Here is a 20,677-nt window from a genome sequence, read left to right as displayed (position 1 = left end):
GAGCCATTCGGCGTGAGCAATTACAGTGAGCAGTTCCTGAAACAAAATCCGCTGGCCGTGCTGGGGGTATTGCGCGATTTGCAGAAAAACCAGGTGCCTGTCTGCATCACTTGGGGCGGTGGTCAGTTCATCAGTAAAATACTGGACGCGAATCCGGAAGAACTGATCATGGATTTTGGTAGTCAGGATTACGAAAATAATGCGGTACAGCGCGCCGGGAAAGTCACCGTGACAGCCGAAACGCAGGGTGCAAAAGTCGAATTTACGCTGGGTTCGCTTTCGGCAGGAGATTATCAGGCCTTACCGGCCTTTCTTACCCCATTGCCAGAGACATTATGGTTTATCCAGCGCCGGGAATATTTCCGCATCATCGCCCCTTTGCATCCGGCTTACTTCTGTAAGGCGCAACTGCCCGATAAATCAGAGATTCGCTTTCGCCTCTACGATCTTTCCCTGGGCGGGATGGGCGCATTACTGGAAGGCCCGGTACCTGAAATACTGGCACCGGGGATGCGCTTTACAAAGATTGAACTGGATATGGCATCCTGGGGACAGTTCTATTTTGATGCACAACTGATCGCCATCGGCGAGCGTAAAGTGGTGGACGGCAAAAACGAAACAATCAGCACTCCACGTCTCAGTTTTCGCTTTTTAAATGTCAGTCCGGGCGTGGAACGCGAACTCCAGCGCATCATTTTTGCCCTGGAGCGTGAGGCGCGCGAACGCGCCAGCCGGGTGCGATAATTACATCGCGTCCATCGCTTTTTGCACTTTCCAGATATAGCGCGGCGCCTGTGGCGCGGGGTGGTTATCCACCACATGTTTTAAGAAGGCGTCTGCGCTCAAATCATTAATTTCCTCAATTGCTTCGCTTCTGTCGGAAGAGAACGTTCGCAGTAGCGCACCAGCGCCATTCACGTAGGAAACGACCAGTGCATACTGCATCACTTTCTCATCACGGATGCCAGCCAGCGCCCCATGTTCGAGAATACTGAGGTAGGCTGCTCCCATCGAGATATTGCGCTCCGGGTTTTTCAGTTCGCTGGTAGACGGTTGCCCACTCCATCCCATATGGCGATACACTTCACGCCCTGCGGTAGAGGGTTTTAACTGCATCAGGCCAACGGCGTTGGATTTACTCACCAGATCCGGGTTGCCGCCTGACTCGACCGCGATCATGGCGGTGATGAGCCGCGGGCTTACGCCCCATGCCGCGCCGGCTTTTTCGGTTATCGGCATCCACTGCATCGCGCGTTTCACCGGGACTTCCGGGTTCCAGTCCGGCTTACGGTAATCCTGCTTTGAGCTACATCCGGCCAGTAAGACCACTAAAAAAACAAACCATCTCAATTTCACACCAGCAATCCTTATTCGGGGTATTCATCACTGCGGATGACAACGACACAGGTAAGCGGCATGATAACTGTTTCGCTATAGATGTCAGCAAGGAAATGCCATGTCCACCTTCCACCTGATCGCCCCTTCCGGGTATTGCATCAATCAGCAGGCAGCCGCCTCCGCCATTAAACAGCTTGAACAACAGGGACATCATGTCCGTAATCAGCAGGTGATTACTCGCCGTTGCGAGCGCTTTGCCGGAAGCGACGAACAACGACTTGCCGATCTCAATGGGCTGGCGCAATTGTCCGGCGAGAATGTGATTGTTATGCCAGTACGTGGCGGTTATGGTGCCAGCCGCTTGCTGAGCGAGGTTAACTGGCAGGCGATAGCGGGACGACAGCAGCAACAGCCACTGCTGATTTGCGGTCACAGTGACTTCACAGCTTTTCAGTTAGGCCTGCTGGCCACGGGCAATGTGATTACCTTCAGTGGGCCAATGCTGGCGGGTAACTTTGGCGCAGAGCCGCAGGACGCATTCACCGTTGAACACTTTTGGCGGGCATTGCGCAATAAAACCTATACCGTGGAGTGGCAAGGTGAAGGTCCGCATTGTCATACTGAAGGCCAGCTTTGGGGGGGAAACCTGGCCATGCTAACGTCGCTCGTGGGTACGCCCTGGCTGCCCTCAATCGAAGGTGGCATTCTGGTGGTAGAAGATATTAATGAACACCCCTACCGCGTGGAGCGGATGTTATTGCAACTGTTGCAGGCTGGCATTCTGGCGCGACAAAACGCGCTGGTGCTCGGCAGTTTCTCCCATGCACAACCCAACGAGTACGATGCAGGCTACAATCTTACTACGATGGTTGAATATCTGCGTTCGCGGCTGGACATTCCGCTGATCACCGGACTGGCGTTTGGACATGAGCCGCAAACCGTTACATTACCGTTAGGCGCCCACGCTGTTTTGCAACATGCTGAAAAATCTCAACTGACCCTGTCGGGTCATCCCGTGATGTCGGTATAAAAAAAGCGCTTAATGCCCTTATTAAAACGTTGTTTCTGCCGTTATTATAAATGCATTGAATGAATCCAGGCTGCCGGACGCAGCCCGGGTTTCTGATTTGTCATGACGGGATAAGGAGAGGCATAACATTGGACGCTGAGGCGATAATCAGTCTGTTTATTCTGGGTTCAGTTCTTGTAACCTGCAGTATTTTATTAAGTTCCTTCTCATCACGCCTCGGTATCCCGATTCTGGTCATTTTTCTGGCGATTGGTATGTTGGCCGGCGTAGACGGCATTGGTGGCATACCGTTCGATAATTATCCGTTCGCCTATATGGTCAGTAACCTCGCGCTGGCGATCATACTGCTCGATGGCGGTATGCGTACCCGCGCCAGCTCCTTTCGCGTTGCCCTTGGCCCGGCCCTTTCCCTCGCCACTGTTGGGGTACTCGTGACCTCCAGCCTGACCGGCATGATGGCGGCCTGGTTGTTCAAACTTAACATCATGGAAGGGTTGTTAATCGGCGCCATTGTCGGCTCCACCGATGCAGCCGCGGTGTTTTCACTGCTTGGCGGAAAAGGGCTGAATGAACGCGTGGGCTCAACCCTTGAAATTGAATCCGGCAGCAACGATCCAATGGCGGTATTTCTGACCATTACGCTGATTGAGATGATTCAGAAGCATAAAGCCGATCTCGATCTGATGTTCCTGGTGCATATCGTACAGGAGTTTGGCCTTGGTATTCTGCTTGGCGGCGCGGGCGGTTACCTGCTGCAGCAGATGATCAATCGCATTGTCCTGCCGCAAGGGCTCTATCCGTTGCTGGCGCTGAGCGGTGGTATCCTGGTGTTCGCCCTGACCACTGCCTTACACGGCAGCGGGATCCTGGCGGTGTATCTGTGTGGTTTTGTACTTGGGAATCGCCCGATCCGCAACCGGTTCGGCATCTTGCAAAATTTTGACGGGCTGGCCTGGTTGGCGCAAATTGCGATGTTTCTCGTGCTGGGCTTACTGGTTACACCTTCTGATTTGTGGCCGATCGCCCTCTCCGCACTCATTCTCTCAGCATGGATGATTTTTGTTGCGCGCCCCCTGTCGGTGTTCGCCAGTCTGTTGCCGTTTCGCGGTTTTAACCTGCGCGAGCGCGTTTTTATCAGTTGGGTGGGGCTCCGTGGCGCAGTACCGATTATTCTTGCTACTTTCCCAATGATGGCCGGTCTGGATAATGCTCGTCTGTTCTTCAACGTGGCATTTTTCGTGGTGCTGATTTCGCTGCTCTTTCAGGGGACCTCACTCTCCTGGGCGGCAAAAAAAGCCAAAGTGGTGGTGCCACCAGTGGGCTGGCCAGTTTCGCGCGTAGGTCTGGATATTCATCCGGATAATCCGTGGGAGCAGTTTGTTTATCAGTTGAGCGCCGATAAATGGTGTGTGGGCGCAGCACTTCGCGATTTGCATATGCCGGAAGAGACACGCATTGCCGCGCTGTTCCGCGGTAATAGCCTGCTGCATCCGACGGGCAGTACCCGGCTACGTGAAGGCGATGTTCTGTGCGTCATCGGCCGTGAGCGTGACCTGCCCGCGCTGGGCAAACTGTTCAGCCAGTCGCCACCGGTGGCGCTGGATCAACGCTTTTTCGGCGATTTTATTCTTGAAGCGAATGCGAAATTTGCCGACGTGGCGCTGATTTACGGTCTGGAAGACGGGCTTGAGTACCGTGATAAACAGCAGACATTGGGCGATATCGTGCAACAGTTGCTGGGTGCTGCACCAGTAGTTGGCGACCAGGTGGAGTTTGCCGGGATGATCTGGACCGTGGCAGAGAAAGCGGACAACGCCGTGCTGAAAGTCGGTGTTCGGGTCGCGGAAGAAGAGGCGGAATAACCGCCTCAGCTTGTTTTACACCGTCACTACCGGGACGCGCGGCGCTAATGCGCACATCAATTCATACCCGACCGTGCCGGAGGCTGCAGCCACTTCATCAATTTTAATCGCCTTGCCCCACAGCTCGACCGGCGTACCAATGCCAGCCTGCGGGCAAGGGGTTAAATCCACCGTCAGCATATCCATCGAGATCGCGCCCACGGTGGTTGTGCGGATGCCATCCACCAGTATGGGTGTCCCTGTCGGTGCCAGTCGCGGATAACCATCGGCATAGCCACAAGCGACCACGCCAATGCGCTGCTCTGAACCGGCGCGGTAGCGTGCGCCATACCCCACGGTATCGCCAGCCTTTAGCGTTTGTACGGCAATAATTTCACTGCTCAGCGTCATTACCGGACGAATACCACTGGTGGCGACATCCTGCCAGTCGCCCGAGGGTGACGCGCCATAAAGCACAATACCGGGTCGCACCCAGTCGTAATGCGCCTCCGGGTGCCAGAGCGTGGCGGCCGAGTTTGCCAGCGAGCGCGGTGCAGCAATGCCTTCAGCCGCCTGCGCAATACGCGCCATCGGCGCGATAATGCCCTGCGGGTGTTCCGCCGCCGCAAAATGGGACATCAGCGTGATCTCACCCACGTTTGCCAACCCACGCAACTGCTGCCAGACGCCATGCACACGCTCGGGCAGAAAACCAAGGCGGTTCATTCCACTGTTAATTTTCAGGTAGATATCCAGCGGCGCTTGCAGGCGGGCAGTTTGCAATGCGTTAATTTGCCAGTTGCTGTGCAGGCTGGTGGTCAGACGGTATTTGTCAAAGAGCGGCAGCTCATCCGCATGGAAAAATCCCTCCAGCATCAGAATCGGCCCTTTCCAACCGCGTTCACGCAGCAGGATGGCTTCTTCCAGATTCAGCATGGCAAAGCCATCTGTGGTATGGAGTGCGCGCCAGACACGATCGATACCGTGCCCGTACGCGTTTGCCTTAACAACCGACCAGATTTTTGCGGATGGCGCTGCGCGGCGAACAACCTGCAAGTTATTGGCCAGCGCCTGTAAATCCAGGGTGGCCAGAACCGGACGAGACATCACTATTCCTTATATCAGTTATGAACGCCGTGTAAGTGCTGCGCACGCGCAGGTGTAAAACCCGGCAGATAGCGCGCCACACCAAGATCATCAGACGGAATCGCGGGTGTCGTGCCGGAAATCAGATCGCTTATCAACTGACCGGAACCGCAGGCCATTGTCCAGCCCAGCGTACCGTGTCCGGTATTGAGCCACAGATTTTTAAACGGAGTACGCCCGACAACAGGTGTGCCGTCCGGCGTCATAGGACGCAAACCCGTCCAGAAGGTAGCCTGCTCAACGTGGCCACCGCGTGGAAACAGGTCACGTACCACCATCTCCAGTGTTTCACGACGCGGCTTCAGCAGTTCGGTGTTATAACCCACAATTTCCGCCATTCCGCCGACGCGGATGCGTTGGTCAAAACGGGTAATGGCAATTTTGTAAGTCTCATCGAGAATGGTCGATACCGGTGCGCCATCTTCTTGTGCAATCGGGATAGTCAAAGAGTAGCCTTTCAGCGGATAGACCGGAATATCAACAATCCCTTTCAGTAAACCGGTGGACCAGGATCCAAACGCCATCACGTAGGCATCGGCTTTGATCACCTCGTCGCCGCATTTCACGCCGTAGATTTTCTCCCCTTCATACAGCAGGCGATCCACCGGTGTGTTAAAGCGGAACACCACTCCTGCCTGAGCGGCCATCTGCGCCAGATGTTGGGTAAAGAGCTGGCAGTCGCCAGTTTCATCATTGGGCAAGCGCAGCCCACCCGTCAGTTTCCCCGCCACTTCCGCCAACGCAGGTTCAACCTCCGCCAGACGTGCCGCCTCCAGCAATTGGTAGGGCACACCGGCATCCTGCAAAACAGCGATATCGCGGGTCGCATTTTCATACTGTTCAGCAGTGCGAAACAGTTGCAATGTACCGCCCTGCCGCCCTTCGTACTGAATCCCGGTGGTTTCCCGTAGCAGTTTCAGACAGTCGCGACTGTATTCCGCCAGACGCACCATACGTCCTTTGTTTTCCATGTAGTGGCGAGTGTCGCAGTTACGCAACATTTGCCACATCCATTTTAACTGTGATGATGTGCCGTCCAGACTGATGGCCAGCGGCGCATGACGCTGAAACATCCATTTTATGGCTTTCAGCGGCACGCCAGGCGCAGCCCAGGGCGCGGCATAGCCGGGTGAAATTTGCCCTGCATTCGCGGCGCTGGTCTCCTGCGCAGGGCCAGGCTGCCGATCTATCACCGTCACGTCATGACCCGCCTGACGCAGATACCATGCGCTGGTGACGCCCACGACGCCGCTTCCTAAGACAACAACTTGCATATCCCTCTCCCATGAGTAAAGCACAATCATCTAATTACAAATTGATAACCCAGATGAAAATATTATTCAACATATGCCTTTTTTATGGTGACACCCCTCACAGGTTCGCCCTATTACAAGGGTTGAACGTATTTAGCATCTCCTGCTGAACGCCTTTTAAGCACAGAATAAAAAACTACAAAATAGTCTTTCTACGTCACCTCAAGAAGAAAAAATCGCGAAGAAAAACCTATGGCTTAGCCACATATTTTATTGCGTGTTCTATGCTTGAAATGAGACGCTCCATACAGAGAGTGTTGTTAACAACGAGGGCGCGCTAATGGCTACGATTGACTCAATGAATAAGGATTCTATTCGTCTGAGCGATGGACCCGATTGGACTTTCGATCTGCTGGATGTTTACCTGGCAGAGATCGACCGGGTGGCGAAACTCTACCGGCTGGATACCTATCCGCATCAAATCGAAGTGATCACCTCAGAACAAATGATGGATGCCTACTCAAGCGTAGGTATGCCAATTAACTACCCTCACTGGTCGTTCGGTAAGAAATTCATCGAGACGGAACGCCTTTACAAACATGGTCAGCAAGGTCTGGCTTATGAAATTGTCATCAACTCGAATCCCTGCATCGCTTACCTGATGGAAGAGAACACCATTACCATGCAGGCACTGGTGATGGCGCATGCCTGCTACGGGCATAACTCGTTTTTCAAAAATAACTATCTGTTCCGCAGCTGGACCGACGCCAGTTCGATTGTCGATTACCTGATCTTTGCCCGTAAATACATTACCGATTGCGAAGAGCGTTATGGCGTGGACGAAGTCGAAAAATTGCTCGACTCCTGTCATGCACTAATGAACTACGGCGTGGATCGCTATAAACGCCCGCAGAAAATCTCCTTGCAGGAGGAGAAAGCGCGCCAGAAAAGCCGCGAGGAGTATCTGCAAAGCCAGGTGAATATGCTGTGGCGTACGTTGCCGAAACGCGACGAAGAGGTGGCGGTGGCCCAGGCGCGTCGCTACCCGGCAGAGCCGCAGGAAAACCTGCTCTACTTTATGGAGAAAAACGCCCCGCTACTGGAGCCGTGGCAGCGCGAAATCCTGCGCATTGTGCGCAAAGTCAGCCAGTATTTTTACCCGCAGAAACAGACTCAGGTGATGAACGAAGGATGGGCGACGTTCTGGCACTATACCATCCTTAACCACTTGTATGACGAAGGCAAAGTCACCGACCGCTTTATGCTGGAGTTCCTGCACAGCCATACCAATGTGGTGTTCCAGCCACCGTATAACAGCCCGTGGTATAGCGGCATCAACCCTTATGCGCTGGGCTTTGCCATGTTCCAGGACATCAAACGAATCTGCCAGTCGCCGACCGATGAAGATAAGTACTGGTTCCCGGATATTGCCGGTTCAGACTGGCTGGAGACGTTGCATTTCGCAATGCGCGACTTCAAGGACGAAAGCTTTATCAGCCAGTTTATGTCGCCAAAAGTGATGCGGGATTTCCGCTTCTTTACCGTACTGGATGACGATCGCAACAACTATCTGGAGATAGCGGCCATTCATAACGAAGAGGGCTATCGGGAGATCCGCAACAAACTGTCGTCGCAGTACAATCTGAGCAACCTGGAGCCGAATATTCAGGTCTGGAACGTGGATTTACGCGGCGATCGCTCGTTGACACTGCGTTACATTCCGCACAATCGCGCGCCGCTGGATAAAGGTCGTCGCGAAGTTCTGAAGCATGTGCATCGGCTGTGGGGATTTGATGTGCTGCTGGAGCAGCAAAACGAAGACGGTAGCGTGGAACTGTTAGAGCGCTGCCCGCAACGCTCTAACACGCTGTAACGGAAATCCCCTCTGCGCGCCGCAGAGGGGTATCTTTGCTTATCGCCCTTGTAAGGCCAAATCGCCTGGCATCGTTTTTTGCATCCGGTGCCAGATTTCACCGCTCTCATGGCCGTAGCGACGCACCAGCTCATAAACCTGATCGTGCTGCGCGTGCTCACACACTTCCGCCAGCTTATGATAGAAACCCAGCGCCAGATTACGTGCTTCCGGACTGGAGAAGTAATGGCGGCCAATGCGCGTGTACAACCCTTTCATGCCGTTAAGGATCAACCCGTAAATCGGATTACCGGAGGCAAAAGCCAGCCCGCGGAAAACGTTGTAATCCAGTTCAGCAAACGCGTCAGCGTGGTCTTCCACCTCGCGCGCACTGGCCAGCACTTTCAACGCGTCATCAGGATGCTGACGGAAAGCAGTACGAATAAAAATAGTGGAAATGTTGGTACGCACTGACAACAAGTTGTCGATCAATTGTGGAACACTTTCGTGATCGAGACGCGCCAGCGTTTCCAGAATATTCAGACCCGATGTTTCCCAGAAGTTATTCACTTTGGTGGGTTTGCCATGCTGAATAGTGAGCCAGCCATCACGGGCCAGTCGCTGTAAAACTTCACGCAATGTGGTACGGGTGACGCCAATCAGTTCAGAGAGCTCGCGTTCAGCAGGAAGAATGGATCCCGGAGGGAAGCGATTATTCCAGATACTTTCAATGATATACTCTTCCGCGAAACCCGCCGGGCTCTGCGCCTTAATGACCATAGTGAGATTTCCATTACACAGCATTAGCAAAGAGCACTCATCATACCAGACCCCGCCGGGGGCAGGTAGCATGCGAAAAGAAGAAAAAAGGGGATCGGTACGCCATTTTGACTATTTAGCTGCGCTTAACCTCATAAGTCATATGGCTTTCATCCGAAACTGATACAGCAAGTAATGTTGGTTATTTTTTACCGGATATAACATCGCTTCGTGGTCTGGTTTGACTTTTCGCATGATAAACATTCAATTACGTATTATTTTGCCTGCCGCTAGTGGCCTGTACATAGATTTCGTTTACACTGCCTCTTCAAAGCATCTCCCAGGGAAATGATTATGTTGCGATACTTGAACAAGTGCTCGCGCGGGCGCGGCGCATGGTTATTAATGGCGCTGACGGCGTTTGCACTTGAAATGGTCGCGCTGTGGTTCCAGCATGTCATGCTGCTGAAACCTTGCGTACTCTGTATTTATGAACGCAGCGCGTTATTTGGCGTGATGGGTGCCGGCATTGTCGGCGCGATCGCGCCAAAAACGCCGCTGCGTTACGTCGCTCTGGCAATCTGGATCTACAGCGCGTGGCGCGGCATCCAGCTTGCCTGGGAACATACGATGATTCAGTTGCACCCTTCCCCGTTTATGACCTGCGATTTTGCTGCCCGTTTTCCGACGTGGCTGCCGCTGGATAAATGGCTCCCGCAAGTGTTTGTCGCATCCGGCGACTGCGCTGAGCGTCAATGGTCGTTTCTGACGCTGGAGATGCCGCAGTGGCTGCTGGGCATTTTTGTCGCTTACCTGGTCGTTGCGCTGTTGGTACTGATTGCCCAACCGTTCAAACCGAAAAAACGCGATCTCTTCGGTCGCTAACAGAACGCTCCCTCGGGAGCGTTTTTTTGATTACCTTCCCGATGCCAGTCCATAGCGTAGTGGCTCAAGTTCATCGAGCGGACATCGCTGCGCTTTTACAACCCACACGACCCCATACGCACGCAAAAGGTTGCCTGCTCTCGTAGACGGCGTGTAAGGTAACGGCCCTGATCCATCGGGTAAAAGGGAAATGCATGACCGCCGGGATAATCGCGCTGATTTACTTTGCGTTGGGTACGCTACTGTTTATAAAGAAAATCAGACTCTATACCATCACGTCCTCTTTTCTTCTCTTTGTCGCGCTGCATATTGTCGCGCCCAGCCAGCTCCTCACGGCAATCTGGATCGCGGTGCTGCTATTGACGTTTGCTGGCCTGCTGATAATCAAAAGCAGCCGTGACAAGCGAGGCGTTTTTTACTTTTCTCTGCCCTGCTGGCTGCTTATCGCATCGGTGATTATCGACCTGTTCTGGGGTGTCTGAGCGTCAATCCGCCCACTCAGGTTTGTTTAAAATGTGCTCCTGCCAGTCGCGAACTTCAGACTCTTTTACGGCAATATGGCGCACGGAAATGCGTTCGGCGTGCATTGCCGCTTTGGAGCCGGTGCGCAACGGGTGCCACAGCGGTAACGCTTTCCCCTCGGCCAGTAGACGGTAAGCGCAGCTCGGCGGCAGCCATTCAAAAGTCGGGAGATTTTCGCGAGTCAGTTTGATGCAGTCAGGTTCATACTCGAACCGGCGCTCATAGTTACGACACTGACAGGTTTTGATATTCAACTGACGACAGGCGACATTGGTAAAGTAGATCTCGTCGGTGTCTTCATCCATCAGCTTATGCAGACAGCACTGCCCGCAGCCATCACATAACGACTCCCACTCCGCGTCCGTCATTTGGTCGAGAGTCTTGCTTTGCCAGAAAGGAGTGTCGTTCATGATAAAATCCGCCATTGAAATCCAGGGAGCACCTTATAACCAGTCTGGCATGCGGATGCAAGTTTTGCCGCCCGTTCCAGGCGGCAAACTGTATCACAGTACGCGGGTCGTCAGTGAAAGACCGTCAAAGCTTACATCCAGCTCATCACCGCTTTGCAGCGGGCCGACGCCCTCAGGTGTTCCTGTCAGGATCACATCGCCTGCTTTCAGCGTGAAAAAGCGGCTCATATACGCAATCAGTGGCACGATTTTGTGGATCATATCGGCAGTGGTGCCTTGCTGACGAACCTGGCCATTCACTTTCAGGCCAAGCGTCGTGTTTTGCGGGTCGCTGGCAAACTCCGCCGCCGGGATAAAGCCCGAAATCGGGCATGAATTATCAAAACCTTTGGCTTTTTCCCACGGTTGCCCGGCTTTCTTCATTTTACTTTGCAGATCGCGAAGCGTGAGATCCAGCGCCACACCGTATCCGGCTATAGCCTTACGGACATGTTCTTCCGTGGCCTGACGCAGCGTTGCACCAATCAGCACCGCCAGTTCCACTTCATGATGCACAGAACCAAAATCCTGCGGCAGGGCCAGCGGCTGGCGGATATCGCACAACGCCGTTTCGGGTTTAATAAACAGGACCGGCTCTTCCGGGGTAGCGCTCCCCATTTCCTTAATATGTTTCGCATAGTTACTGCCAACACAAACCACTTTACTCACCGGGTAATCCAGCAGAGCGCCCTGCCAGTTGTGATGCTGATACATTTATTCCACCTCCGGTAACACATTGAACATGAGCGAAAAATGACTATCCGCGCCACCCGGCTGTTTGTCAAATCCCCAGGCATTGCTGCCTGTATCGAAGGTCCAAATAAGAAACGGCTCAAAGAGCCGTCCTTTCCCGTATCGGATTTATTGTTTACCTAAACCTGCGAGATGTTCCTTCAATAAATTTTCCTGCGGTGGCGGCAACTGCAAATAATAGCCTTGCGTGACCAATGCTTCTTTTACTTTATCCAAATCCGCGCCAGCCAATTTTTTACGTCCGTCGAGCGGAAAAAGCATCGTCAACTGCGGTGGACCAAAACTCTGCATTAATGCTTCCGGTACACGGGAAAAATCGTCTTTTTTTTCGACATAAAGATAAGTCTGTTCACGACGGGCACTTCGATAGATCACACAAAACATACTTATTACTCGGAATTAGCGGGTGGTTACTTGCCTGAATATAATAGTGACTATAACATGCCTGATAGTCTTCGGAATATCACTCAACGATCGAGTGATAATAGCAAAATGAGTAAGGTCAGGATGTCAAACACGCCCATCGAGCTAAAAGGCAGTAGTTTTACCTTATCAGTGGTTCATTTGCATGATGCAAAACCCGAGGTTATTCGTCAGGCGTTAGAAGACAAAATCGCTCAGGCTCCTGCTTTTTTGCAGCATGCTCCCGTTGTCATCAATGTCTCCACGCTGGAAGGTCCGGTTAATTGGCCCCGGCTGCAGCAGAGTATTACCGAAACCGGCTTGCGCATCGTGGGTATTAGCGGCTGTAAAGACAGCGAATTGAAAGCGGAAATCGAGCGTGCCGGGCTACCCATACTGACAGAAGGTAAAGAGAAAGCGCCACGTAAGGCCATCGATCCTGAACCCGCTCCGATTGTTACACCGGTCACAAAAACACGTTTGATTGACGCCCCGGTTCGTTCCGGTCAGCGGATTTATGCACCACACTGTGATCTGATTGTCACCAGCCACGTCAGCGCAGGCGCTGAACTAATTGCCGATGGCAATATTCATGTCTATGGCATGATGCGCGGGCGAGCGCTGGCGGGAGCAAGCGGCGATCGCGAGGCACAAATTTTTTGCACCCACCTCACGCCGGAGCTGGTTTCCATCGCGGGAGAATACTGGCTGAGCGATCAAATCCCGGCCGATTATTATGGCAAAGCGGCACGTTTGCGGTTAGCGGACAACGCTTTGACAATTCAACCCTTAAATTAAGCCCTTTTAACAAGGAACTCCTATGGCACGCATTATTGTTGTTACTTCGGGTAAAGGGGGCGTTGGCAAGACAACCTCCAGCGCGGCCATCGCTACTGGTTTAGCCCAGAAGGGCAAGAAAACCGTCGTTATCGATTTCGATATTGGACTGCGCAACCTGGATCTCATCATGGGCTGCGAACGCCGTGTCGTGTACGATTTCGTCAACGTCATCCAGGGTGATGCAACGCTGAACCAGGCGTTGATCAAAGATAAACGCACCGAAAATCTCTATATTCTTCCGGCATCGCAGACCCGCGACAAAGATGCGCTGACCCGTGAAGGCGTAGCACAAGTACTCGAAGACCTGAAGAAAATGGATTTCGATTTCATTGTCTGCGACTCCCCTGCGGGTATCGAAACCGGCGCACTGATGGCGCTCTATTTCGCCGATGAAGCCATTATCACCACCAACCCGGAAGTGTCGTCAGTACGTGACTCTGACCGCATTCTCGGTATTCTTGCGTCGAAGTCACGCCGCGCCGAAAATGGTGAAGAACCGATTAAAGAGCACTTGCTGTTGACCCGTTATAACCCCGGGAGGGTTAACCGCGGTGACATGCTGAGCATGGAAGATGTGCTGGAAATCCTGCGAATCAAACTGGTTGGCGTGATCCCGGAAGATCAGTCCGTGTTACGCGCGTCGAACCAGGGCGAGCCGGTTATCCTGGATGCTAACGCAGACGCCGGTAAAGCTTATGCGGATGCCGTGGAACGTCTGTTAGGAGAAGATCGTCCTTTCCGCTTCATTGAAGAAGAGAAGAAAGGTTTCCTCAAACGCTTGTTCGGAGGATAAGTTATGGCATTACTTGACTTTTTTCTCTCCAGAAAAAAGAACACTGCCAGCATTGCTAAAGAACGCCTGCAAATTATTGTTGCAGAACGTCGCCGCAGCGACGCTGAACCCCATTATTTACCGCAGCTCAAGCGGGATATTCTGGAAGTGATTTGTAAGTATGTACAAATCGATCCAGAGATGGTGACGGTTCAACTGGAACAAAAAGGGGATGATATTTCCATTCTGGAACTTAACGTCACCCTACCGGAAGCAGAAGAAACGAAATAAATGACGTTTCATGCAGGCATTAAAAAAGGCAGATGATTTCTGCCTTTTTTGTTTATTATCCGAAATACACTGTAATTATTTACAGTTATTATCGTGGATATTCATCCAGTAATTTTTTCAGCTGATCGGCCATCATTTCTCCCCGCCAACCGCTAATTAATTCCGGTGCTGTTGTCTGCGGTTTCAATTTCCAGTGCCAGTTCAACAGTTGATTAATCTGACGACGCGAAGCCAGCAGTTCAACGCTCACTTTCTCGCTTTCGCCAATGGCTTGCACCAGCGCTTTAATGGCCTTGAATGCCTTGCGATAACCCGGCATGTCCATCAGATTCAACAGCGGCTCCGGCAATTCCTCTTCCGGCAGAGCCTGCGCTTGTGCGACCAGCGCCAGCAGCGTCTTACCATGAAAACGAATTTCACTGCCGGAAAGACCAATGCTGTCCAGCTCGCCCATGCTGGCCGGCATGTAACGTGCAACCGCCCACAGGTTCTCTTCCCGAACGACAAAATTCACAGCAAGGTCGCGCTCACGCGCCTTACGCAACCGCCAGTCCGCAAGCAAGCGCAGGCAGGCAAGCTGGCGTGTACGCAACTGCCAGGCGTTGGTGATATCGCGCCATGCCTCTTCCGGCGCCAGCACGTCCTGGCGACGCTGCATCATCAACCGGCATTCGTCCAGCGCGGCGTCCAGTCGACCGGCCTGTTCCGTTTCAGCCATGAGCTTGCTGGCGATCGGCAGCAGGTACCACACATCCGCAGCAGCATAGTCGCACTGGCGTTCCGTCAGCGGACGTGCCAGCCAGTCGGTACGTGACTCGCTCTTATCGATAACCAGACCAGTAAATTCCTCCACCATGGCGGCAAAACCCCATGACAGCGGACGACCGCAAAATGCAGCCAGGATTTGGGTATCAATCATCGGCTGTGGCTGGACGCCGAAGGCGTTCAGGAATACCTCCAGATCTTCGCTCCCCGCGTGCAGGTATTTGGTCACCTGCGTATTGATCAACAGGTTGCGAAACGGCGTCCAGTCGGTAATAGACAGCGGATCAATCAGCGCCACATGCTCACCGTCATAGAGCTGAATCAGCCCCAATTGCGGGTAGTAAGTACGGGTGCGAACAAATTCGGTGTCCAGGGCAATGGCCGGAAACGCACTGGCGGCTTCACACAACGCCGCCAGTGCATCGTTCGTCGTGATCATCTGGTAATTCAAATCATTATCTCTTTAGTTTGCACCCATAAAAAACGCCGGCTTAACCGGCGTTAGGGCGATTAATGCATAGCTCAGGCTTTATTGTCCACTTTGCCACGCGCTTCGTCACGTAATTCTCGTCGTAAAATCTTACCGACGTTTGATTTTGGCAATTCACTGCGGAATTCCACCAGCTTCGGCACCTTATAGCCCGTCAGTTGGCGGCGACAGAAGGCTATCAGCGCATCTTCCGTCAGGCTTTCCTCTTTCTTGACGACAAAGATCTTCACCGCTTCACCGCTGTTTTCAGACGGGACGCCCACAGCAGCCACTTCACGCACCCCAGAATGCTGCATAACAACGTCTTCAATCTCGTTCGGGTAGACATTAAAACCCGAGACCAGAATCATGTCTTTTTTGCGATCGACAATACGCAGGAAACCTTCGTCGTCCATCACGGCAATGTCACCGGTGTACAGCCAGCCGTCACGCAGAATTTCATCCGTCGCATCCGGTCGCTGCCAGTAACCCAGCATCACCTGCGGCCCTTTCACACACAACTCCCCGGGTTCGCCTGGCGCAACTTCATTCCCCTCATCATCCACCAGTTTGGCCTCAGTGGACGGCACCGGCAGACCAATACTGCCGCTGTGATAATCGATGTCATGCGGGTTTACGCTCACCAGCGGCGAGCATTCAGTCAGGCCATAACCCTCCAGCAGATACTGCCCGGTCAGTTTAACCCAGCGATCCGCCACTGCTTGCTGCACCGGCATCCCCCCGCCTGCGGACAAGTGAAGCGAGGAGAAATCCAGTTTGCGGAACTCATCATTATTGAGCAGCGCGTTAAACAGCGTATTTACCCCTGTCATCGAGGTGAATGGGTATTTCGCCAGCTCTTTGACCAGCCCCGGGATATCACGTGGGTTGGTGATCAGCAGGTTTTGCCCGCCCAGTTCAATAAACAGCAGGCAGTTCATGGTCAGTGCAAAAATGTGATACAGCGGAAGCGCCGTCACTACCAGCTCTTTGCCGCGGTGCAACAACGGCCCGTAAGTCGCGTTCACCTGTTCAAGATTTGCCAGCATGTTGCGATGAGTCAGCATCGCCCCTTTCGCTACTCCGGTGGTTCCACCGGTGTATTGCAGGAAGGCGAGGTCGTCTGCAATCACCTCTGGTTTGACGTACTGCATACGATAACCGCTTTGCAATGCGCGACGGAACGAAATGGCATCCGGAAGATGGTATTTCGGTACCAGGCGTTTAACATATTTGACGACAAAGTTCACCAGCGTGCCTTTTGCCGACGACAGCTGATCGCCCATGCGGGTCAGGATCACATGGCGCACCTGGGTTTTATCAACCACTTTCTCCAGGGTATGGGCGAAGTTCGAGACAATCACAATCGCGGACGCACCGCTATCATTCAGTTGGTGTTCAAGTTCGCGCGGGGTATACAGAGGGTTCACGTTCACCACAATCATCCCGGCACGCAAAATGCCAAATAACGCAACCGGATATTGCAGCAGGTTTGGCATCATCAACGCGACGCGATCGCCTTTTTTCAGCCCCAAGCCTTGCTGAAGATAGGCAGCAAATGCACGGCTGCGCTCTTCCAGCTTCCGGTATGTCATCACCTCGCCCATATTTATAAATGCGGGCTGATCGGCATAACGTGCTGTGGAGTGTTCGAATAATTCAACCAGGGATTGATAACGGTCGGGATTGATCTCCGCAGGAACATCTGCGGGATAACGGTTAAGCCAAACCTTCTTCAATGCATCACCTCTGAAATGAGTATTTTTGGTCATCACAACCCCATTTAATAAACAAGCCGTTAACATAATATTAACTCAGCGTACCAGTTTATTAATTAAGCGAACCGAAGGTTGCGAAGCGCGTCACTAATTATTTTTCTTATACACCGCTAAAGACAGAAACAGCGGCCAGGCCGCTGTCTCTTTCTCTTGTAAGAACAAGGGATTACTCTGTCACGACAGTCTCAACACGGGCCGGCTCGGGCGGGTACCAACCCCAGCCCCCTAACCCGGAGTGCCAGGGGCGTGGCCCCGGTCCCCAAAACCAGGGATCGACAGGCTGCGGCGGCATCACAACCTGCTGGGTCAAACGCCAGCGTTTGTAGCCGTTGGCCTGCATCACCATATATTTATAGGGCGCGTCGCCCACTTTCCCTTCAGCAGTACCGGTGATAGGACCGACGACGGTCACTAACTGATTGCGGAAGTCGACAGGATCAAGAAAACCGTTCACGTCGGCATAAATACGGCCTACCGAAGGCTCGCCAAGCACCGGGCGCGCGCCGCTATCCAGAGGTACGGCAGCGATCTCCAGCCGGGTTTTCCCTTGCTGGTTCTTAATATCAACAACCTTGCCGCCAAAACGCCCTTCCTGACCGACATACAGCGTGGGCGCATTCATCACCCGCACCAAATCTTCCTGCGGCGTTGGACTGGTTCCTTTAATCGCGTCAGGCACAGAAACACAACCGCTAAACACTGCCGTTGCCAGACCGGCCAGCAACCAGCGCATACCTCTTTTTTGACCCGCCATGATGCGACTCCTCAACTCAGTTTGTACTACTGAGATTCATTCACGGCCCGGAAGTTTCTTCCACGCCACTTCGTTACGCAAATAAACTGGTTCAGCCTGCTCAACAGCTACAGTGCGTTGCTCAGTAAATAAGCGACGGGCAATCGGCAGCATATCTTCGGCGGCAGGCAGCGTGGTTTGACCATCGATGAGCGACAGCGCACAGGTACTGGCCATCTCCGGCCAGGCAGCCCACCCTGTGCCCACGGTGGCCCATTGCCCATCAAGCTGTTGCAGACGCGCCATCACGGCATGCGGATTGAGCACCGCTTCGCTCTCTTCCCCCTGCCAAACGCCCTGCTCATCACGCTGATACTCAGCCCAGTACACTTCCCCCATACGTGCGTCGATGGCCGCCAGCACGCGGGTTGCGCCGGTTTTACGCCATGCACCTTCCGCCATGGTCGCCAGCGTTGAAACACCAATCATCGGCAGTTCCGCCCCCAACGCCAGTCCCTGCGCAATGCCAATGCCAATGCGTACACCGGTAAAGCTGCCTGGACCGCGACCAAACGCCAGCGCGTCGAGTTGCGTAAGGGATATTTTTGCATCGTGCAGGACATCCTGAACCAGCGGCAGGATGCGTTGTGTGTGTTCGCGAGGGCAAAGTTCGAAGTGAGCGAAGGTCGTACCATCGTTCCACAGTGCGACAGAACACGCTTCCGTGGCGGTATCAATAGCCAGAATTCGCATGGGTATAACAGTCCACTATCAACAAAATGGCGCGCATCTTACCACAGTCCGTAGCAAATTACTGCGCCGGCGGCGATGCGAGAAAGTCGACTGCGCGGCGAATGTCCCGAGTGCGGGGGGCAGGCGGAAGACTCGACAAGAACACCGCACCATACGGGCGCATCACCAGCCGGTTATCACAAATCACCAGCACGCCACGATCGTCCACGTCACGGATCAGTCGCCCGACGCCTTGTTTCAGCGTAATCACGGCTTCCGGTAACTGCACTTCGTCAAAGGGATCGCCGCCGCGCAGGCGACAATCTTCCATGCGCGCTTTCAGCAACGGATCGTCCGGCGAGGTAAACGGCAGTTTGTCGATGATCACCAGCGACAGGGTATCGCCGCGCACGTCCACCCCTTCCCAGAAACTGCTGGTTGCCACCAACAGCGCATTGCCAGCACTAACGAACTGTTGCAATAGCTGGCCTTTACTGGTTTCGCCTTGCAACAGCACCGGCAAGGTCAGGGTGGCGCGGAACTGTTCCGCAAGATCGCGCATCATGGCGTGCGACGTACAGAGCATAAAGCAGCGGCCATTGTTCGCTTCAATCAAGGGCCGCAACATGGCGGCAAGCTGGCGCGCAGCCCCCGGTTGATTGGTCTGCGGCAAATTCCGCGGGACGCACAATAACGCCTGGCGTTGGTAATCAAAAGGACTGGGTAACAGTAACGACTCCGCACTTTCAATACCTAACCGCGCTGTAAAATGATGCAAATCGTCATTCACCGACAGCGTTGCAGACGTAAAAATCCAGCTGCCTTTTTTCTGCGCCATCACTTCGGTGAATTTATCTGACACCGTCAGCGGCGTGAGCGCCAGTGTAAAATGCCGGGATGTGCATTCGTACCAGTAGCTGTAACCCGGCTGGTTGATCTCTTTCAGCCGTTTCAGGCGCGCGCGATAGAGCGTAGCGCGTTCAAAAGCGGCATCCAGCAATGCGGAACGCCCGAGGGAGAGTTTTGCCACGTCGTAACAGAGTTCAAGCGCATCATCGAGTAGTAACAATGCGCGCTGAATGTTCGCATCCGCCAGCAGTTCGCGCAGATTGCCGCGATAACCCGGTTCACCCAGTTGCAGGCGAAAATCCTGCGCGCTCTGCGCCAGCCGGTCGGCGCACTTCTGCAACTGAGCGGTGTCTTTCAGTTCAGTCCGGTAAGCGATGGTGAAATCTTTTGCCAGATCCTGTAGCTGACGACTGGAGAGTGACTGCCCAAAATACTGGCTGGCGATATCCGGAAGCTGATGCGCTTCGTCAAAGATCATCACCTCTGCTTCCGGGATAAGTTCACCGAATCCACTCTCTTTCACCACCATATCGGCGAGAAACAGATGGTGGTTAACCACTACCACATCGGCGTCCATCGCTTTCTTACGCGCTTTTACCACAAAACAGTCTTTATACATTGGGCAATCGCTGCCAAGACAGTTGTCATTGGTGCTGGTGACCAGGGGCCAGGCTTGCGAATCCTCCGCCACGCTGACGCAGGTGCTGATGTCACCATCGGTCGTTTGGTTCGACCATGAACGCAGCAGGATCACATCACTAAGCGTCTGTACCGGCAGATCACCCCCCGCCAGCGCTTGTTGTTCCAGACGCTCAATGCACAGGTAGTTGGAGCGGCCTTTCAGTAACGCGGTGCGCCCGCTAAAGGCCAGTGCTTTAGCAACGGTGGGTAAATCGCGGCTGTAGAGCTGGTCCTGCAACGCTTTGGAGCCGGTAGAGATGATCACTTTTTTCCCGGAACGTAGCGCCGGGGCCAGGTAGGCGTAGGTTTTACCGGTGCCGGTTCCGGCTTCGACCACCAGCGGTTGAGCCTGGCGAATCGCCTCTGTCACCGCGTGCGCCATCTGGCGCTGCGGCTCGCGCGGTTTGAATCCCGGAATCGCATTGGCCAGTTGGCCGTCTGTTGCAAAATCGTCCGTCACACTACCCCCTGGTTAAATCGACAGTGATTATGTCAGGGTGTGCGGATTTACGCCAGCCAGGTTTATGTGGCACTCTT

General features: G+C 53.6%; 20 protein-coding genes and 2 pseudogenes. 9 read left to right on the top strand and 13 right to left on the bottom strand.

The genetic code is table 11. The features are described from left to right. The first annotated feature begins 12 nt into the window (after positions 1 to 12). Positions 13 to 744 (top strand): flagellar brake protein YcgR, encoded by a 732-nt coding sequence (ycgR, locus tag O9K67_RS10700; RefSeq protein ID WP_061496540.1) that lies wholly within the window; start codon positions 13 to 15, stop codon positions 742 to 744. Here ycgR and emtA read toward each other — a convergent pair whose 3' ends face one another. Further along, entirely contained in the window at positions 745 to 1,356 is a 612-nt protein-coding gene (gene emtA / locus O9K67_RS10695; protein ID WP_061496542.1) for a membrane-bound lytic murein transglycosylase EmtA, read from the bottom strand. 100 nt (positions 1,357 to 1,456) lie between these two features. Between emtA and ldcA the strand changes: the two genes are divergently transcribed. Both ldcA and O9K67_RS10685 read left to right on the top strand, forming a co-directional pair. Next, the gene (gene ldcA, locus O9K67_RS10690; RefSeq protein WP_061496544.1) at positions 1,457 to 2,368 is read left to right on the top strand and encodes a muramoyltetrapeptide carboxypeptidase; all 912 of its coding nucleotides are present in this window, start codon (positions 1,457 to 1,459) and stop codon (positions 2,366 to 2,368) included. A gap of 59 nt (positions 2,369 to 2,427) precedes the next feature. Beyond that, positions 2,428 to 4,164, top strand: a pseudogene (locus O9K67_RS10685) (potassium/proton antiporter); the annotation flags it as partial. A 3-nt stretch (positions 4,165 to 4,167) separates the two neighbouring features. Here O9K67_RS10685 and O9K67_RS24825 read toward each other — a convergent pair. The 3 genes and pseudogenes from O9K67_RS24825 to O9K67_RS10675 all read right to left on the bottom strand — a co-directional run. Next, positions 4,168 to 4,239 (bottom strand): annotated as a pseudogene (locus O9K67_RS24825) (hypothetical protein); the annotation flags it as partial. 6 nt (positions 4,240 to 4,245) lie between these two features. Continuing rightward, positions 4,246 to 5,316: a catabolic alanine racemase DadX gene (gene dadX, locus O9K67_RS10680; RefSeq protein WP_061496548.1), complete on the bottom strand. Its 1,071-nt coding sequence runs from the start codon at positions 5,314 to 5,316 to the stop codon at positions 4,246 to 4,248. A gap of 14 nt (positions 5,317 to 5,330) precedes the next feature. Then, positions 5,331 to 6,629, bottom strand: a complete 1,299-nt coding sequence (locus O9K67_RS10675) for a D-amino acid dehydrogenase (RefSeq protein WP_061496550.1) — start codon at positions 6,627 to 6,629, stop codon at positions 5,331 to 5,333. Between the two features lie 319 nt (positions 6,630 to 6,948). Between O9K67_RS10675 and O9K67_RS10670 the strand changes: the two genes are divergently transcribed. After that, positions 6,949 to 8,481, top strand: coding sequence for a SpoVR family protein (locus O9K67_RS10670; protein WP_061496551.1), 1,533 nt, complete (start codon positions 6,949 to 6,951; stop codon positions 8,479 to 8,481). A gap of 39 nt (positions 8,482 to 8,520) precedes the next feature. Here the strand turns inward: O9K67_RS10670 and fadR are convergent, their stop codons facing one another. Further along, on the bottom strand, positions 8,521 to 9,240 hold the full coding sequence (gene fadR, locus O9K67_RS10665) for a fatty acid metabolism transcriptional regulator FadR (RefSeq protein WP_061496553.1): 720 nt from the start codon (positions 9,238 to 9,240) through the stop codon (positions 8,521 to 8,523). 333 nt (positions 9,241 to 9,573) lie between these two features. On the opposite strand from fadR, the gene dsbB reads away from it, so the two are divergent. Beyond that, positions 9,574 to 10,104, top strand: a complete 531-nt coding sequence (dsbB, locus tag O9K67_RS10660; protein ID WP_061496555.1) for a disulfide bond formation protein DsbB — start codon at positions 9,574 to 9,576, stop codon at positions 10,102 to 10,104. A gap of 194 nt (positions 10,105 to 10,298) precedes the next feature. Continuing rightward, positions 10,299 to 10,586, top strand: a complete 288-nt coding sequence (locus tag O9K67_RS10655) for a hypothetical protein (protein WP_061496557.1) — start codon at positions 10,299 to 10,301, stop codon at positions 10,584 to 10,586. A 3-nt stretch (positions 10,587 to 10,589) separates the two neighbouring features. On the opposite strand, the gene O9K67_RS10650 is transcribed toward O9K67_RS10655, so the two are convergent. The 3 genes from O9K67_RS10650 to O9K67_RS10640 all read right to left on the bottom strand — a co-directional run bounded on the left by O9K67_RS10650 (position 10,590) and on the right by O9K67_RS10640 (position 12,212). Then, a complete protein-coding gene (locus O9K67_RS10650; protein ID WP_061500079.1) occupies positions 10,590 to 11,036 on the bottom strand; it encodes a YcgN family cysteine cluster protein in 447 nt (148 codons plus the stop codon). 93 nt (positions 11,037 to 11,129) lie between these two features. Next, positions 11,130 to 11,789 (bottom strand): fumarylacetoacetate hydrolase family protein, encoded by a 660-nt coding sequence (locus O9K67_RS10645; protein WP_061496559.1) that lies wholly within the window; start codon positions 11,787 to 11,789, stop codon positions 11,130 to 11,132. A gap of 147 nt (positions 11,790 to 11,936) precedes the next feature. Next, on the bottom strand, positions 11,937 to 12,212 hold the full coding sequence (locus O9K67_RS10640; RefSeq protein ID WP_061496561.1) for a YcgL domain-containing protein: 276 nt from the start codon (positions 12,210 to 12,212) through the stop codon (positions 11,937 to 11,939). Between the two features lie 123 nt (positions 12,213 to 12,335). On the opposite strand from O9K67_RS10640, the gene minC reads away from it, so the two are divergent. The 3 genes from minC to minE are packed head-to-tail and all read left to right on the top strand — an operon-like array spanning position 12,336 to position 14,133. After that, positions 12,336 to 13,028, top strand: coding sequence for a septum site-determining protein MinC (gene minC, locus O9K67_RS10635; RefSeq protein WP_061496564.1), 693 nt, complete (start codon positions 12,336 to 12,338; stop codon positions 13,026 to 13,028). A 22-nt stretch (positions 13,029 to 13,050) separates the two neighbouring features. Further along, positions 13,051 to 13,863, top strand: coding sequence for a septum site-determining protein MinD (gene minD, locus O9K67_RS10630; protein WP_061496565.1), 813 nt, complete (start codon positions 13,051 to 13,053; stop codon positions 13,861 to 13,863). Between the two features lie 3 nt (positions 13,864 to 13,866). Continuing rightward, positions 13,867 to 14,133, top strand: coding sequence for a cell division topological specificity factor MinE (gene minE / locus O9K67_RS10625; RefSeq protein ID WP_004384978.1), 267 nt, complete (start codon positions 13,867 to 13,869; stop codon positions 14,131 to 14,133). Positions 14,134 to 14,221: 88 nt separating this feature from the next. Here the strand turns inward: minE and rnd are convergent, their stop codons facing one another. The 5 genes from rnd to O9K67_RS10600 all read right to left on the bottom strand — a co-directional run bounded on the left by rnd (position 14,222) and on the right by O9K67_RS10600 (position 20,600). Then, entirely contained in the window at positions 14,222 to 15,349 is a 1,128-nt protein-coding gene (rnd, locus tag O9K67_RS10620) for a ribonuclease D (protein WP_134318041.1), read from the bottom strand. Between the two features lie 71 nt (positions 15,350 to 15,420). Further along, on the bottom strand, positions 15,421 to 17,106 hold the full coding sequence (gene fadD / locus O9K67_RS10615) for a long-chain-fatty-acid--CoA ligase FadD (protein WP_134318039.1): 1,686 nt from the start codon (positions 17,104 to 17,106) through the stop codon (positions 15,421 to 15,423). Positions 17,107 to 17,311: 205 nt separating this feature from the next. After that, positions 17,312 to 17,899: a Slp family lipoprotein gene (locus O9K67_RS10610; protein WP_061496570.1), complete on the bottom strand. Its 588-nt coding sequence runs from the start codon at positions 17,897 to 17,899 to the stop codon at positions 17,312 to 17,314. Positions 17,900 to 17,935: 36 nt separating this feature from the next. Beyond that, entirely contained in the window at positions 17,936 to 18,631 is a 696-nt protein-coding gene (tsaB, locus tag O9K67_RS10605; protein ID WP_061496572.1) for a tRNA (adenosine(37)-N6)-threonylcarbamoyltransferase complex dimerization subunit type 1 TsaB, read from the bottom strand. Between the two features lie 58 nt (positions 18,632 to 18,689). Continuing rightward, positions 18,690 to 20,600 carry an ATP-dependent DNA helicase gene (locus O9K67_RS10600; protein WP_061496574.1) on the bottom strand — a complete coding sequence of 637 codons (1,911 nt, stop codon included), beginning with the start codon at positions 20,598 to 20,600 and terminating at the stop codon, positions 18,690 to 18,692. Positions 20,601 to 20,677 lie beyond the last annotated feature (77 nt).

This window comes from Kosakonia oryzendophytica (genome assembly GCF_027886705.1).
Classification (GTDB): Bacteria; Pseudomonadota; Gammaproteobacteria; order Enterobacterales; family Enterobacteriaceae; genus Kosakonia; species Kosakonia oryzendophytica.
The sequence above is the reverse complement of the archived record's forward strand: the minus strand, read 5'-3'. Positions and strand labels throughout refer to the sequence as shown.